Here is a 13818-nt window from a genome sequence, read left to right as displayed (position 1 = left end):
TAACTTTACTTAGAAAAGTAGTCACGTCATCCTCAGGTTTATTTCTCTATTCCTTCAACGATGAGGGATAGCTCTTCCCAGCGGTTCATTTTCGCTTCCAACTGTTGTTCTAATTCTTCTTTCTTTTTATATAGCTCCTCGACCTTATTGTAGTCGCTCCCCGCTTCAGAAACCTGTTCATCAATAGCTTCTATTTGTTCCTCAAGCGTGGTTATTTCATCCTCAATGGTCTTCCATTCTTGTTTTTCCCGATAAGATAATTTACGGCTACGATTCGACCTTCTCGTTTCCTCTTGCTCTGAGACGGTACTTTGCACTTGCATCGCCTGTTGCTTCTGCCTCACCTGCGTTTGTTCGAGATGTTCAGAATAATTGCCATAGAACGTTTCAATGCCCCCATTTCCTCCAAACACAAGCAGCTTATCAACCACTCGATCCAAGAAATAGCGATCGTGTGAAACGGTAATGACGACACCTGGGAATTGTTCTAAATATCCCTCTAGAATACTTAACGTTTCCGTATCAAGGTCGTTCGTTGGCTCGTCGAGGAAAAGGACATTCGGTTCACTCATGAGCACACGTAATAAATAGAGTCTCCGGCGTTCCCCGCCAGATAATCGTTTAATATACGTCCATTGTTGTGGCCTTGGAAAAAGGAACCTTTCAAGCATTTGTTCAGCTGTAATTTCTTCCCCATCTGCTGTAGAAATCACCTCAGCAACTTCCTTAATATATTCGATGACCTTTAGTGATTCATCCATTTCTTCGTGATCTTGTGTGTAATAGCCGATATTCACAGTAGAGCCAATGGTCAAATCCCCATGGTCAGGGTTAAGACGCTGCGCCATAATATTTAACAAAGTTGTTTTCCCGGAGCCATTGGGCCCAATAATCCCCAAACGTTCATCAGGTACTATTAAATAGTTAAAGTCTTCTATAATCGACTCGGCACCAAAAGCGTGGGAGATATTCTGTAATTCAATGACCTGCTTCCCTAAACGTGACGAGCCGATAGCCATATCAACGTCTTGCTTATTTGTATTAAAATTTTGCTCCTGCATCGTCTCAACTCGTTGTTTTCTAGCCTTTTGCTTTGTCGTTCGTGCCTTGGCCCCGCGTTTTAACCAGGCCAACTCCCTTCTAAGGGTGTTCTGATGCTTTTGTTCTGCTTGCCTTTCCCACTCTTCCCGCTCCGCTTTCTTTTCTAAAAAGGTTTGATAATTCCCTTCATACGTGTACAGCTTACCTTTATCGAGCTCATAAATAATATTTGTCACCCGATTCAGGAAATAGCGGTCATGAGTTACAACCATCAATGAGCCTCTAAATTGCGCTAAATATTCCTCAAGCCATTCAATCGTTTCATTATCCAAATGGTTCGTCGGTTCATCAAGCAGCAAAAGGTCGGCCGGCTGAATTAAGGCCTTAGCCAGGGCTACCCGTTTTCGCTGGCCGCCGGAAAGCTCTTTCACCTTTTTATCAAAATCCACTACACCAAGTTTTGTCAAAATCGTCTTTGCTTGTGTATTTGCTTCCCAAGCACCTGTTTCATCCATTCTTTGCTGTAGTTTAAGCAGTTGATTTTGAATCTGCTCATCCTCAGGATGAACTTGAAGCCGCCGTAAAATTTGTTCATACTCTCTAATCGCAACCATCACAGAAGAATCACCGTAATAAATTTGTTCTAACACGGTTTTCTCTACCTGCAGTTCAGGATCTTGAGGTAAATATTCTATCGTAAAATCTTTCGCGTGCTGAGTTGTTCCAGTATCACCTGATTCAATCTCAGCAATAATCTTCATTAATGTTGATTTCCCAGTCCCGTTGACACCAATTAAACCAATGCGCTGCTGGTTTGAAATAGTGAACGATAGATTGGTAAACAGTTCTTTATCACTGTAGCTTTTACTCAGTTGCTCAACAGACAATAGACTCATTTTCGTTCACCCTTTATCTAACAAACTAACCCCCATTTTATCATAAAAATCGTTAAGTTTTCCTCTGGGGAGATCTGGGTGTTAGCAGGGTGCCTATTTCCACCCATTGGGATTTACATAATCGTTAAGTATAAAGAGTTGTTTCTTTGCAGGATTGTAGTATTCAAAAGACTTTCGCAAAGACACCGCCTCCGACTTTTATTAAGATGGTTCCGTTGATCTCATTATCGAAATGGGGGCGGGAAACTGCGAGACTCCTACGGGAAAGGAAAGGCTGGCGAGACCCCGGAGGTCGGAGACCAAGGAGGCTTGCCGTCTTCCCCGTGGAAAGCGAGTGGTTTCTCAAGCCCCCCATTCTCCTATTAAAAACTACGGAACCTTACTAAAATTCAATAAACGAGGGCGGTTGTGAAGCAACATTGATAGAAAGTCTCAAACTTCTTTAAAAATCTACTGGATAAGAACCCATTTTGAACCTTTCGGACAGAGCTTTATATTCTGCCAGTCTTTGGCTTTTTAAATAGAGCAATTATGAAATTGATTCACATAGAAAAACGAACGAGAGAGTCCCCCGTTCGTTTCATTTTCTTATTCCTTCCAGTATGGGTTTTTTCCGTAGGCACCGTACAGTTTTTCTTCATACGCTCTAGAGATGGGAGCGTCAGGATCGTATTCTGGGGCATTTTCAACCTTTTTCTGATCTAGGGAAACATAAACCCTTTTTTCAGCCCACCTCACTTCTGTAATCCATGCTGGTGCAACAAGCACTTTCTTTCCAGACTTCCAATTTTTTGTGTCAACGATGATATAACGGATTTTCCACGTTTCATCATCTACAAGAAAACTCTCAACATGACCGATCCCACCGTCTTCTGCGTGGATTTCATAATTCTGAACTTCCGAGGTGCTTCTTATATGAGACTCCTCTGAGTTCTCGCCTATTCCTTGCGGTTCCTGCACAAAATCCTCTTCAAATAATTCACTTGGATACATCGCTGGTCCCCAAACACCAGGACCACCCCAATAACTTCCCCAACCGTAAAACTGATTTAATCTCATTTCCTGTTTGCGAGAGACCGGACTTTCAGTGTCGATGTCGGGGCTATCTTTCACCTGATCTTTCGTGAGATGAACAGAAACCTGTTCCTCTTCATGATTGACTGCTTTGATGGAAATCGGTGAAAGCAATACCGTTCGTCCTGGAAGCCATTTCCGGGTATCCGCTACAAGGTAGCGAACCGTCCAATTTTCATCATCAAAAAGTAAGGAGTCAACTTTCCCCAACTCATCGTCTGTTGCATTAATCTTATAGCCTTGAATTGTCTTTTCATTATGAATCACTTTTAAGCCTCCTTGAAAAATGCGCCTTTCCTTTTTAATTCCCCGGTGCGTAATTCCATAAACGTTCATTATTGAAAGGAGATAAAAAAAGCTCTCTAGAACGCATCTGCGTTTTAGAGAGCCCTCCCTTTAAATTAATGCTCTTTTTCGCTCGTTTGATCCCTATGCCAGTATTCCATCCCTTTGACACCAGGTAAATGATCCTGATAGAAAACAGGATCTTTCCCTTGCTTTCGCTGACTACTGTAATCTTTTAATGCTGCATAAGCCACTTTAGATAGCCTAAAGATGGCATAAAGGTTGATCAACGCCATAATACCCATTGTCAGATCAGCAAGAGACCAAACAAGGCCAAATTCAGCAACAGCGCCAAATAGAACCATCGCAAGAACGGCAAGTCGATAAATAAACATCCCTGTTGCACTTCCCTTAATGAATTCAATATTCGTTTCCCCATAATAATAATTTCCGATTATGGAACTAAATGCAAATAGGAAAATGGCAATAGCAATAAAGATCGCTGCCCACTGTCCCAACTGAGTCTCAAAAGCTAATTGAGTTAGTTGTATGCCATCAAGATCTGAACCTGTGTATTCACCTGAGAACAAGATGATAACTGCCGTTGCACTACAGATCAGCAGGGTATCAGTGAATACACCAAGTGTTTGAATCAAACCTTGTTTTACAGGGTGACTCACCTCTGAAGTTGCTGCAGCGTTCGGGGCACTACCCATGCCGGCTTCATTTGAGAATAACCCGCGCTTCACGCCCACTAGAATCATTCCGCCGAACGTTCCGCCAGCTACCTCACGAAATCCAAACGCCCCCTGAAAGATCATACTGAGCATCTGAGGGATGCCGCCAATATTAGCGATAAGTACATACCCGGCTAAAATGATGTAGAAGATCGCCATAATTGGTACAACAAATTGAGTAACCTGTGCAATCCGTTTTAGACCACCAAAAATAATCAGGGCAACAATAATGGTAAGAATAATCCCCATGGTCCATCTTTCAATATCAAAGGAGCGTTCAAAAGCCAATCGAATGGTATTGGACTGTACAGAACTGAATACAAGCCCATATGTAAAGGTGATCGTAACAGCAAAGACAATTCCCAACGTCCGATTGTTCAGCCCTTTTTCCATGTAATAAGCCGGACCGCCGCGATATTGATCTTTATTAGGTACTTTATATACTTGGGCCAATGTACTCTCAATAAAGCTTGATGCCCCGCCTAAAAGAGCCACCATCCACATCCAGAAAACAGCTCCTGGACCACCAACAGAAATGGCCGCAGCCACACCTGCTAAGTTCCCTGTACCTACACGAGATGCTGTACTGATCGCGAATGCCTGGAACGGTGACGTCCCTTTCTTCCCTTTAGCAGAAATTGCCCTCTTATCGAACAAGACTCGAAACATTTCAGGAATATAACGAAATTGAGCAAAATTCAAACGAATAGTAAAATAAAGACCAAGACCTAATAATGCTGCTACAAGTATGTAACCCCACATCCAATTATTCAATTCTGTTAATAAACCTTCCATCCAATCCACCTCCAAATTAAAATTTTTTTACACTGAGTAACCCTTTCCCTTATTGGTCTTAATAGAAACCAAAAAAATATATAGATGAAGCACCATTGTCCACTTTACCAATAATCATACGAAGTTGAAATAGGACATGCATTTACATCAGATTAACCTTAATAAGCCCTGACCATATGGCCAGGGCTTCGTGTCTTCTAGGTCCCTTTGAAGGAGGGTCCTACTTCCATGGTAATCCTGTTCCGAACAATTCAGCTAGTTCTTTCGATTCTTTTCTTCTTAGGTTACGCTGTTCCCGACGTTTGCCAGCCCCTTCGTGCAGCCATTTTTCTTGCTCCGTTTCCGGATAAACTGGCGGGACAGGGCTTGGCTGATTGTTTTCGTCAACAGCAACCATGGATAAGAATGCCGTTGTGCATACTTTTCTTTCACCTGTAAGTAAGTTTTCTGTGATTGCTTTAACGAACACTTCCATAGATGTATTATGTGTCCAAGTGACGAAAGCCTCCAGGCAAATCGTATCACCTTCAAAGACAGGCTGAAGAAAATCGACGGAGTCAGTCGAGGCTGTGACTACAGGTTTACGGGCATGGCGTACAGACGCGATCGCTGCAACGTCATCAATATAAGCCATCAGCTTGCCTCCGAATAGTGTTCCATGACTATTTGTATCTGGTGGCAGTACATGTGAATTTTTAACGGCTAATGAATCAATGCAAGGTTTTGCTTCCATTGTCATCCCTCTCTTTCTTTTGGTAATGTAGGTTCCAAATGGTGGGAGTGATCTTAGTCGCCTGCCTATTTCGGCAACTTTCAAACCATCTCTTATATGGAATCGTTCCCTGTTGCTATTATATCACGTATCCTTATTTGCCATCCTTTTTGTTAAGGTTATTTCGAAGGTTGCCCCTTGTTTCCCTTCATTATTATATGCACGTATGGTACCACCGCTCCGTTGAACAATGGCACGGGAGATCGCTAACCCAAGCCCCGTCTCCCCACCTTTTCCTTTGATAAAACGTTCAAATAATTGGGGAAGCAGTTCATCCGGTATTCCCTCACCATCATCTGTTACAAGAAACTTCAACGTATCATTTTTCACAAAAGAGTGAAGGGTAACTTGGTGGTTTGCATGACGTATAGCATTGCCAACCATATTTATTAAAGCTTGAAGAATGCGTTCTCTATCGATATAGGTATAGAAGGATTCACTCTGTTCAAAATGCAATTCTATGTCTTTACCTTTTGCAAGAGGAACCAAACGATCCTTCGCTTGAGAAATCAATTCTACAACATTCGTTTCTTCAGGATGATACACGTCCTCATTGCTATCAAGCTTTGCTAATAAAATCATTTCATTTACAATCTTCTTCAATCGCTCAGTCTCACTGACGATCACCGTAAGCCCTTTATCTGCAGCATCCCTTTCAAAAACACCGTCACGGATCCCCTCCGCATAGCCTTGAATTGACATCAGCGGTGTCTTTAATTCATGGGAGGCATTTTGGAAAAACTGCTTCTGTGATGTAATATAGCGTTCAAGTTCATAAGCCATCTGTCTCACACTACGCTCTACTTCTTTAATCTCTCCGCTTGATTTTACAGTTTGCACTTGATCAAACTGCCTCTTTTCAATTTTCTCCACTTCCTGTTTCAATCTCGTAAGCGGAGTCACGAGCCTTTTGGTTAGAAAGTAACTTACAATAATCGCAAGCATCAACCCGATAAAGAACACACCAACCATCCGAACTGCGAAAAGAGACTGGACAGCTTGAAGATCATCTAAGGGGGTTGCCATCACCAAAACTCTGTTATTTCCAGGGGCAATTGGAAGAGCATAGACGACATAACTTTCACCTTGACTCTCCCACACTTCTTTGTCGACTAGTTCACTATCATAACGCTCCACCCAAGATTGCGCCGTACTTTTTGGGAGAGTTCTAAATAAAACCTCTTCCTCATTACGATCAAATATTAAAAGCGGGAAGTTGCGATCTTGAATCAGTTTAGATAACTGAGGAATTCTGACATTAGGATCCTGCTCATTGGTGATATCAACAAGCCACCCAGCACGCTGTTTCAATTGACGCTGCTCATCTAAAATAAGTGTGTCCATCAGTAATGAATAAATAAAGAAAGCGGTAATCGACATGACGACAATAATAAGGGCTGTAAATGCGGCATTCAACTGGTAAAGGAGCCTCATGATTTCCCTCGGTTCACCCGCAGCCTGTAGCCATGTCCCCAAACGGTTTCAAGCGGCAGGTCATGCATTTTCTTGCGCAGCCTCTTCACTAAATCATCTACAGCTCGGTCACTGCCAAAGTAATCATCGCCCCAAACTTGAACGAGCAATTCCTCCCTGCTAAAGGCACGATTGTCTTGCTCAGCCAGTATCCTTAACAGTTCGAACTCCTTTGTCGTCACCTCAACTTCTCGTTCCCGAAAGTAGGCACTTCTCTCTGCAATATTTAAAGTAAGTCTGCCTGCTTTTATATGATCAGACGGGGGTGTATTTTCAGGTTTCATAACCTCCCACCGTTTTAAATGGCGTTTCACACGAGCCACAAGTTCCCTCGGACTGAAAGGTTTTGTTAAATAATCATCGCCCCCTAGTTCAAGGCCTAAAATCTTGTCAAGCTCCTCGTCTTTTGCTGAAATGATCACGATAGGTACTTCAGACGTTTGCCGAACCTTCTTACAAAATTCATACCCATCCATACCTGGAAGCATGAGGTCAAGCACCCATAAATCTGGAGGATCCTGCTCAAATAATTCCCAGGCTGCTTCCGCCGTTTCCATAGCGTTTACTTTATATCCTTCCTTACTTAAATAACCTATTACGATGTCACTAATATTCGCGTCATCTTCGACTAAACCAATCGTTTGGTCCATATAATTTCCTCCTTACGATCAAGGCTTTTTTACATTTTCGCATACTTTTAAAAAAGAAACTCGTTTTACACACTTTTTCCACATTTCCTCCAAAGTCATGCCATAACTCATGAGTAGAATAAAAATTGTACAGAGAGAAGCAGTCAGTCATCCACTTGATCATTTTTTGATTTGAGAAAGGGGTCATTGATCATATGTTAGACGAGGAGAACAAACAGTCCAGAAAGCATTACAAACGTTCCGGTTTAGCTTATGGGGTATTAGGAGCTATTATAGCTGTGTTTTTTATAACAACTGTATTTCAATGGAAGGGGATCTCGATCAATTTCAATACGAGTAAACCGACCGCCCAGGCCGACGAGTTAAAACTTGGTGAAACTCAAGAGGCTGTCACACAAGCTGTAAATGAAACGGCACAGACTGTAGTAGGTGTCAGTAACATTAAGGAAGGTCCACGTGGGTTACAAAAAGCCGGCACAGGATCTGGGGTCATTTATAAAAAAGACGGTAATCAAGCTTACATCGTGACAAACCACCACGTTGTTGAAAATGCTTCACAACTTGAAGTGATTTTAAGTGATGGTACGAAAGTGGAAGCCGAATTGAAAGGCAGTGACCCATTAACAGATCTAGCCGTTTTACAAATAGATAGCGAACATGTCGAAGAAGTTGCTGAGCTAGGGTCAGCTGAAGACGTAGAGGTTGGCCAAACTGCCATAGCCATCGGCAACCCACTGGGCATGGAGTTCGCTGGATCAGTCACCAAGGGAATTGTCAGTGGTCTTAACCGTAATATCCCTGTTGATATAAACGGAGACCGCCAGCCAGACTGGCAAACCGAAGTGATTCAGACAGATGCTGCTATTAACCCAGGAAATAGCGGCGGAGCACTGGTTAACCTTCAAGGTGAAGTCATAGGGATTAATTCTATGAAAATTGCCAAAGAAAAAGTGGAAGGTATCGGGTTCGCGATTCCTATGGATGTAGCTAAGCCAGTAATTAAAGATCTAGAAAACCATGGAAGCGTAGAACGACCTTATATGGGTGTATCCTTACAAGATGTTAGCCAAGTTCCAGGATCTATTCTTGAAAGGAAATTAAACCTGCCTAGCGCCGTTAAACAAGGCGTTATCGTTGCCGGAGTGGCACAAGGAACACCTGCTGCCGATGCTAATCTACAAAAGTATGATGTGATTACAAAAATTGACGACAAGAAAGTAACATCGCTCATGAGTCTACGCCATTATTTATATACAGAAGCGAAAGCTGGCGAACAAGTAGAACTCACAGTTTATCGAAATGGTGAACCAATGAAAGTTTCACTCGAACTTTCCTCCCAGTAAAAAATATAAATTTAACCTCTCTCCTTTAGAAGGGCCTGTGACTAGAAGCACAGGTCCTTTTTTGATGTATTAGCTCATGGTGTTAAGTGACAATCAAGATGTTCCCCAAACGGACTATATTCAGAAATAGTAGGTAAATTGGATATTTATGTTAAAATATAATAAAGACATTAACTATGGTAGTATTAGACCGACAAAAAACCCATTTGCTGACCCCGCCTTGTCCATGGATAAGGTAGGAGATTTAAGACCACTACCATCTCTCCAATAAATAAAACTGAATTTGTTCGTCAATTGTTAAAGCAGAACCCAAATATAAAAAGAAACAGAATTCACCAGATTATTATGTTAGAACTATAAAGGAATTTCTTTACCCTAAGGGACCGACTAAACGGTCCCTTTAATTTTTTTAGAAACTTAAAAAGATTGCAACCTTTTTGGATTATAATCGTCACTTTAATGCCGGAGATATTGCGGGGGGTTTAAAAATGCATAAGATCAATCCATTAGAACTAATTGAGGAAATTTATAAAGAACATTATGTTTATTTAAGAAATTTCTTAATAGGATTAACGAAAAGTGATGAGGTTAAAAGCGCCCTGGCAGTAGCCGGGGCGCTCTTTTTTATGTATGCGATTTATGACAACATTATTGTAAGGTAGTAGAAATGATACTTCCAGAAAATAGGTATAATAAACGATTTATGAGTTACAATATTTTTTTATAATGGAAATCACTAGTATTGCATAAATAATATCTAAATGTTCAGAATCTACTCTTTTCCATAAAAAAATCCCTTATAATGGTTGGTGCAGGGAGTTCCTGTCCAAATCCAATATAAAGGACCATCTCATGGACAAGAATACCGCAAAAACGTCATTTGGTAAATACGTAGAACCCTTAAACTTAAAATATTTAGACGATCCCATTCAAGAAATGGATCGATACATGAAAAAGTGTTCGTTTGAATCTTATCTTCATTTGATGATTTACGCTCATTTGAACGAAGTGACGAGCCTTCGGGCGTTGGAAGATTCTCTAGTGAATAAAAATCTACAAGCTCACCTAGGCTTCGAATCGCTCAGTGTTTCTCAATTATCACGCAAACATCGATCTGTGGATTCAGACATTCTGGCCGCCATCTTCGCTGATTTAGCCATGAAAATCAAGGGTGGTAAAACGCCGATGAAATTCGGAAAACCCCTCTATCTCATTGATTCCACAACGATTTCTCTAAATCATGATCAATTTCCTTGGGCTCAATTTCGGAAGACCAAAGGAGGTCTAAAAATCCATTTGAGACTTGTATTTATGGATGACCTTCACCAATTTCCGGATTAAGCCGTCATGACACCAGCGAAAGACCATGACCGAAATCAGTTAGACATTCTCATGGATCAGCTGAAACCTTAACTGAAATGTACCGTAACCGTTGGCACATTGAGCTTTTCTTTCGTTGGATCAAGCAACATGTGACGATTAAACGTTTCTTCAGCTTCGATGAAGAAGCTGCCCAGAATCAAATTTACATGGCCTTGATCACCTATTGTTTACTCGTTTTACACAGGCAAGAGAAACAATCGTCATCCAGTCCTTTGAAGGTCGCGAGACGCCTAAAAGCTTTACTATGGGAGCCTTATCAAGAGTGGGAAAATGCTCTTCGATGTGTACCATAATCTTAAAAAGCTGTGGTTTCCGCCTGTTTATCTGTATAAAAATACCAAATGGATAGAACCGCTTGTTAGGTGGGTGTTCCCTTTTTAACTTTAAAGGGAGAAAGTAATAAAACTGAATCTTCAAACTATATTAATGCAACACTAGTGATCAGATATGGAGGAACAAGAGGAGGAAAGATATAAAAACTGGGATAAGGCATTGAATGAAATCTATGGAGTATTGAAAGAACAGCTTAGTCCAGAACAGATGGATCAATTAACAGAAGAACAACGGAATTGGGTAGAATTTAGAGATGAGGCTGCTAAAGAAGCATCACTAGAATATGAAGGTGGTTCAACAGAATCATTAGAATATGTGGCTACGCAAGCAAGTCTTACAAAAGAAAGGTGCTATGAGTTAGTTGCAAATTATATGAAGTAATATTTCAAAACTAACGCGTACTTTATTTTCCATTTAAGTTATTCACCCAGTACTTGAGACAGTCTGAAGATGGCAGCTTTGTTTGTAAAAAATGCACTTAAACAAACGGACGCGATTATTCAATAAGAACAGCCGCCATTTCTTTATTTTAGAATTGAAGAGCAGATTAGTTGAATAAAGGTGTAAAAAAGAATGACATATTTTTAATCTTACACACTTAAAACCTATAGATTTAAAACGAAGCACTATTTAATGACATCAAAGCAGGCTTTTTTCATACAATATTTTTGGGGTGGAAAAAATGCCAAGAGTAAAATACACAAGTTCAGACGTAGCTTTAATGGCAAGGATGATGAGAGCGGAAGCCGTAGGTGAAGGAAAACAAGGAATGTTGTATGTGGGAAATGTAGTTGTTAACCGGGCTGTAGCGGATTGTTTAGATTTTACAGATGTAAGAACCATTCGAGATGTTATTTTTCAAGTACAAGGAGGAAATTTTTCTTTTGAAGCTGTTCAAAAGGGTAGTCTATTTTATAAAGGAGCGAGATCTGTTGAGAAAAGATTAGCAAGAAAGAATTTGAAGTTTTGGAGGCAACACCCGGCTAAATATGCTCTTTGGTATTTCAATCCATATGCTCCGTGTCCTCCAACATGGTACGGTGAACCTTTAACTGGTCGTTATAAAAATCATTGTTATTATGAACCAGCAGCTGGAACATGTGCCAGTGTTTATTGAGTTATTATATTTCTCCAAGAAAACGAGTTGATGAAATTGCACTTAAACTAACGGGGGTAGTTTAAAAGATGATGCGAAAGAACCTCGATATTGAGTCTTGAAGATAAGGGGGCAAAAGCTAGAGAATGCTATCAATATTATCTTGAAATCAAGTCTTTATGAAAACGGGTGCGATTGCAGAACAAAGAATCAACTTTTTTAAAAAAGCCGCATTTTTCAATGGAAGAATGCGGCTTTAGACGTTAAAGAAATAACTTTATTTGTACTGGATACAGGGTGAATGTGGAATTCGGCCCTACCGATCATACCACAGCGTTTTTTTAATTTCGCAGGCAAATCAAAGAAACCACGGCTAAACTTAATGAGATGTTGATTCGTTCGACATTGAAAGACGCCAAACTCCTTGCAGCCATGACCAGGGCGGTTTTCTGCCTTTCTTCATAAAATAGGTGATAAAAGCCTGGCAACGGATTCTTTAAACTTAATCCAAGACGAACGGTTTTTATACAGATTAAACGTAAGTTCAGTCGAATCGATAATATCTTCATGAAAACGAGCAGCCAATACGTGGGCAGTATTGGGGTGGTAAAGAAACGCATTCACTTCAAAGTTTAACCGGAAACTTCGTACATCAATGTTGGCTGTTCCAACAGAAGCAATATTCCCGTCGACAACGATCGTTTTCGCGTGAAGAAAGCCTTTTTGATAAATGTAAACGGTCGCTCCTGCCTTTAATAGATCGCCAATGTTAGAATAGGTAGCCCAATAAACGAACGGATGATCCGGTTTATTTGGAATCATAATCCGTACATCAACACCTGATAAAACAGCGATTCGTAGAGCATCTAATAAACTATCGTCAGGAATAAAGTAAGGTGTCTGGATATAGACATACTCTTTTGCTGACATGATCATTTTTATATAGCCATTCTTAATTTGTTCCCAGTCGGAATCGGGACCGCTTGAAACAATTTGAACACCAACATTCCCTTCTGCTTCCGCTTGGAAATAACGTTCATCATAAAAAATGTCATCCCTTGATGCATAATTCCAATCCAAGATAAAGCGGGTCTGCATATTGCTTACAGCCCCTCCTTCAAGACGAATGTGTGTATCACGCCAATAACCAAAGCGTTTACTGTAGCCTAAGTATTCATCACCAATATTAAAGCCGCCGATGTAGCCGATTTTTCCATCAATAATCGCTAATTTCCGGTGATTACGAAAGTTAATTTTCATGTTTAACTTAGGTATCAGTGGTGGAAAGAATGAGTCAACTACTCCCCCAGCCGCTTCAATTCTCCTTACGAATTTACGGCTTAGTTTTCTTGAACCCATGTCATCATAGAGGAGCTTCACTTCAACGTTTTGCTCCGCCTTTCTAACTAACACATCAGCTATTCGCTGACCTAATTGGTCGTCCCGGACAATATAATACAGAAGGTGGATATGGTCTTTAGCCTGTTCGAGATCTTCTATGAGCGCATGGAATTTCTTTTGACCATCTGTGAAAATTTCCACCTCGTTATTTTGTGTAAGTAATGCATCATTATTTTTCAGATGCATATAGATCAAGTCTTCATATTGGACGATGTCTTCATGGTGTACCTTCATCGTGTGTTCCTTAATGGAACGCAGCTGATCTTGGACAGCTGTCAGTAGGCCTAAGCGGCTTTTCTTATCCCACGTAAAAATCTCTTTATTACTTAATTTACGTCCAAAAATTAAATATAGAAAAAAACCTGCTATTGGAATAAAGAGGAGAACCATTAACCAAGCCCATGTGGAACTTGCATCCCGACGTTCAAGGAAGATAATAGCCAAGGCTAAAATGACGTTTAAAACAAGAGTTGTACTTAATACATAAGGGAGAAAGTCCACATCATTCACTTCCTTTTCTATACACTATTGCTTCTATA

General features: G+C 40.6%; 13 protein-coding genes. 6 read left to right on the top strand and 7 right to left on the bottom strand.

Features of this window, described 5'->3' with window-relative positions; genetic code table 11:
- Nucleotides 1–38 precede the first annotated feature (38 nt).
- The 6 genes from MUO15_RS16195 to MUO15_RS16170 form a co-directional block, all read right to left on the bottom strand.
- Nucleotides 39–1937 (bottom strand): ABC-F family ATP-binding cassette domain-containing protein, encoded by a 1899-nt coding sequence (locus MUO15_RS16195; RefSeq protein WP_245030801.1) that lies wholly within the window; start codon nucleotides 1935–1937, stop codon nucleotides 39–41.
- A gap of 588 nt (nucleotides 1938–2525) precedes the next feature.
- Entirely contained in the window at nucleotides 2526–3278 is a 753-nt protein-coding gene (locus MUO15_RS16190; RefSeq protein WP_245030799.1) for a PRC-barrel domain-containing protein, read from the bottom strand.
- Between the two features lie 134 nt (nucleotides 3279–3412).
- Nucleotides 3413–4828 (bottom strand): alanine/glycine:cation symporter family protein, encoded by a 1416-nt coding sequence (locus tag MUO15_RS16185; RefSeq protein ID WP_245030797.1) that lies wholly within the window; start codon nucleotides 4826–4828, stop codon nucleotides 3413–3415.
- Nucleotides 4829–5048: 220 nt separating this feature from the next.
- The gene (locus tag MUO15_RS16180; RefSeq protein ID WP_245030796.1) at nucleotides 5049–5561 is read right to left on the bottom strand and encodes an acyl-CoA thioesterase; all 513 of its coding nucleotides are present in this window, start codon (nucleotides 5559–5561) and stop codon (nucleotides 5049–5051) included.
- Nucleotides 5562–5684: 123 nt separating this feature from the next.
- Nucleotides 5685–7034 carry a sensor histidine kinase gene (locus tag MUO15_RS16175; protein ID WP_245030794.1) on the bottom strand — a complete coding sequence of 450 codons (1350 nt, stop codon included), beginning with the start codon at nucleotides 7032–7034 and terminating at the stop codon, nucleotides 5685–5687.
- Nucleotides 7031–7723: a response regulator transcription factor gene (locus tag MUO15_RS16170; RefSeq protein WP_245030792.1), complete on the bottom strand. Its 693-nt coding sequence runs from the start codon at nucleotides 7721–7723 to the stop codon at nucleotides 7031–7033. The genes MUO15_RS16175 and MUO15_RS16170 overlap by 4 nt, the downstream gene beginning before the upstream one ends.
- Nucleotides 7724–7917: 194 nt before the next feature.
- On the opposite strand from MUO15_RS16170, the gene MUO15_RS16165 reads away from it, so the two are divergent.
- The 6 genes from MUO15_RS16165 (at nucleotide 7918) to MUO15_RS16140 (ending at nucleotide 11899) form a co-directional block, all read left to right on the top strand.
- The gene (locus MUO15_RS16165) at nucleotides 7918–9066 is read left to right on the top strand and encodes a S1C family serine protease (protein WP_245030785.1); all 1149 of its coding nucleotides are present in this window, start codon (nucleotides 7918–7920) and stop codon (nucleotides 9064–9066) included.
- 488 nt (nucleotides 9067–9554) lie between these two features.
- A complete protein-coding gene (locus tag MUO15_RS16160) occupies nucleotides 9555–9728 on the top strand; it encodes a hypothetical protein (protein WP_245030783.1) in 174 nt (57 codons plus the stop codon).
- A 190-nt stretch (nucleotides 9729–9918) separates the two neighbouring features.
- Nucleotides 9919–10407 (top strand): DUF4372 domain-containing protein, encoded by a 489-nt coding sequence (locus MUO15_RS16155; RefSeq protein ID WP_245030781.1) that lies wholly within the window; start codon nucleotides 9919–9921, stop codon nucleotides 10405–10407.
- 77 nt (nucleotides 10408–10484) lie between these two features.
- Complete coding sequence (locus tag MUO15_RS16150; RefSeq protein WP_245030779.1) at nucleotides 10485–10742, top strand: transposase; 258 nt, start codon at nucleotides 10485–10487, stop codon at nucleotides 10740–10742.
- Between the two features lie 154 nt (nucleotides 10743–10896).
- Nucleotides 10897–11163, top strand: a complete 267-nt coding sequence (locus MUO15_RS16145) for a lysozyme inhibitor LprI family protein (protein WP_245030771.1) — start codon at nucleotides 10897–10899, stop codon at nucleotides 11161–11163.
- Between the two features lie 301 nt (nucleotides 11164–11464).
- Nucleotides 11465–11899 (top strand): cell wall hydrolase, encoded by a 435-nt coding sequence (locus MUO15_RS16140; RefSeq protein WP_245030769.1) that lies wholly within the window; start codon nucleotides 11465–11467, stop codon nucleotides 11897–11899.
- Between the two features lie 438 nt (nucleotides 11900–12337).
- Here MUO15_RS16140 and cls read toward each other — a convergent pair whose 3' ends face one another.
- Nucleotides 12338–13780 (bottom strand): cardiolipin synthase, encoded by a 1443-nt coding sequence (gene cls, locus MUO15_RS16135; RefSeq protein ID WP_245030768.1) that lies wholly within the window; start codon nucleotides 13778–13780, stop codon nucleotides 12338–12340.
- Nucleotides 13781–13818: the final 38 nt, after the last annotated feature.

It is taken from the genome of Halobacillus amylolyticus (assembly GCF_022921115.1).
Lineage (GTDB): Bacteria > Bacillota > Bacilli > Bacillales > Halobacillaceae > Halobacillus_A > Halobacillus_A amylolyticus.
Note: the sequence above shows the minus strand (reverse complement) of the source record. Positions and strands in the feature narration are given on the sequence as shown.

Coding starts and splice junctions, on each gene's coding strand:
- MUO15_RS16195 (WP_245030801.1), bottom strand. CDS start 1,937: ATGAGTCTATTGTCTGTTGAGCAACTGAGTAAAAGCTACAGTGATAAA.
- MUO15_RS16185 (WP_245030797.1), bottom strand. CDS start 4,828: ATGGAAGGTTTATTAACAGAATTGAATAATTGGATGTGGGGTTACATA.
- MUO15_RS16180 (WP_245030796.1), bottom strand. CDS start 5,561: ATGGAAGCAAAACCTTGCATTGATTCATTAGCCGTTAAAAATTCACAT.
- MUO15_RS16175 (WP_245030794.1), bottom strand. CDS start 7,034: ATGAGGCTCCTTTACCAGTTGAATGCCGCATTTACAGCCCTTATTATT.
- MUO15_RS16170 (WP_245030792.1), bottom strand. CDS start 7,723: ATGGACCAAACGATTGGTTTAGTCGAAGATGACGCGAATATTAGTGAC.
- MUO15_RS16165 (WP_245030785.1), top strand. CDS start 7,918: ATGTTAGACGAGGAGAACAAACAGTCCAGAAAGCATTACAAACGTTCC.
- MUO15_RS16160 (WP_245030783.1), top strand. CDS start 9,555: ATGCATAAGATCAATCCATTAGAACTAATTGAGGAAATTTATAAAGAA.
- MUO15_RS16155 (WP_245030781.1), top strand. CDS start 9,919: ATGGACAAGAATACCGCAAAAACGTCATTTGGTAAATACGTAGAACCC.
- MUO15_RS16150 (WP_245030779.1), top strand. CDS start 10,485: ATGTACCGTAACCGTTGGCACATTGAGCTTTTCTTTCGTTGGATCAAG.
- MUO15_RS16145 (WP_245030771.1), top strand. CDS start 10,897: ATGGAGGAACAAGAGGAGGAAAGATATAAAAACTGGGATAAGGCATTG.
- MUO15_RS16140 (WP_245030769.1), top strand. CDS start 11,465: ATGCCAAGAGTAAAATACACAAGTTCAGACGTAGCTTTAATGGCAAGG.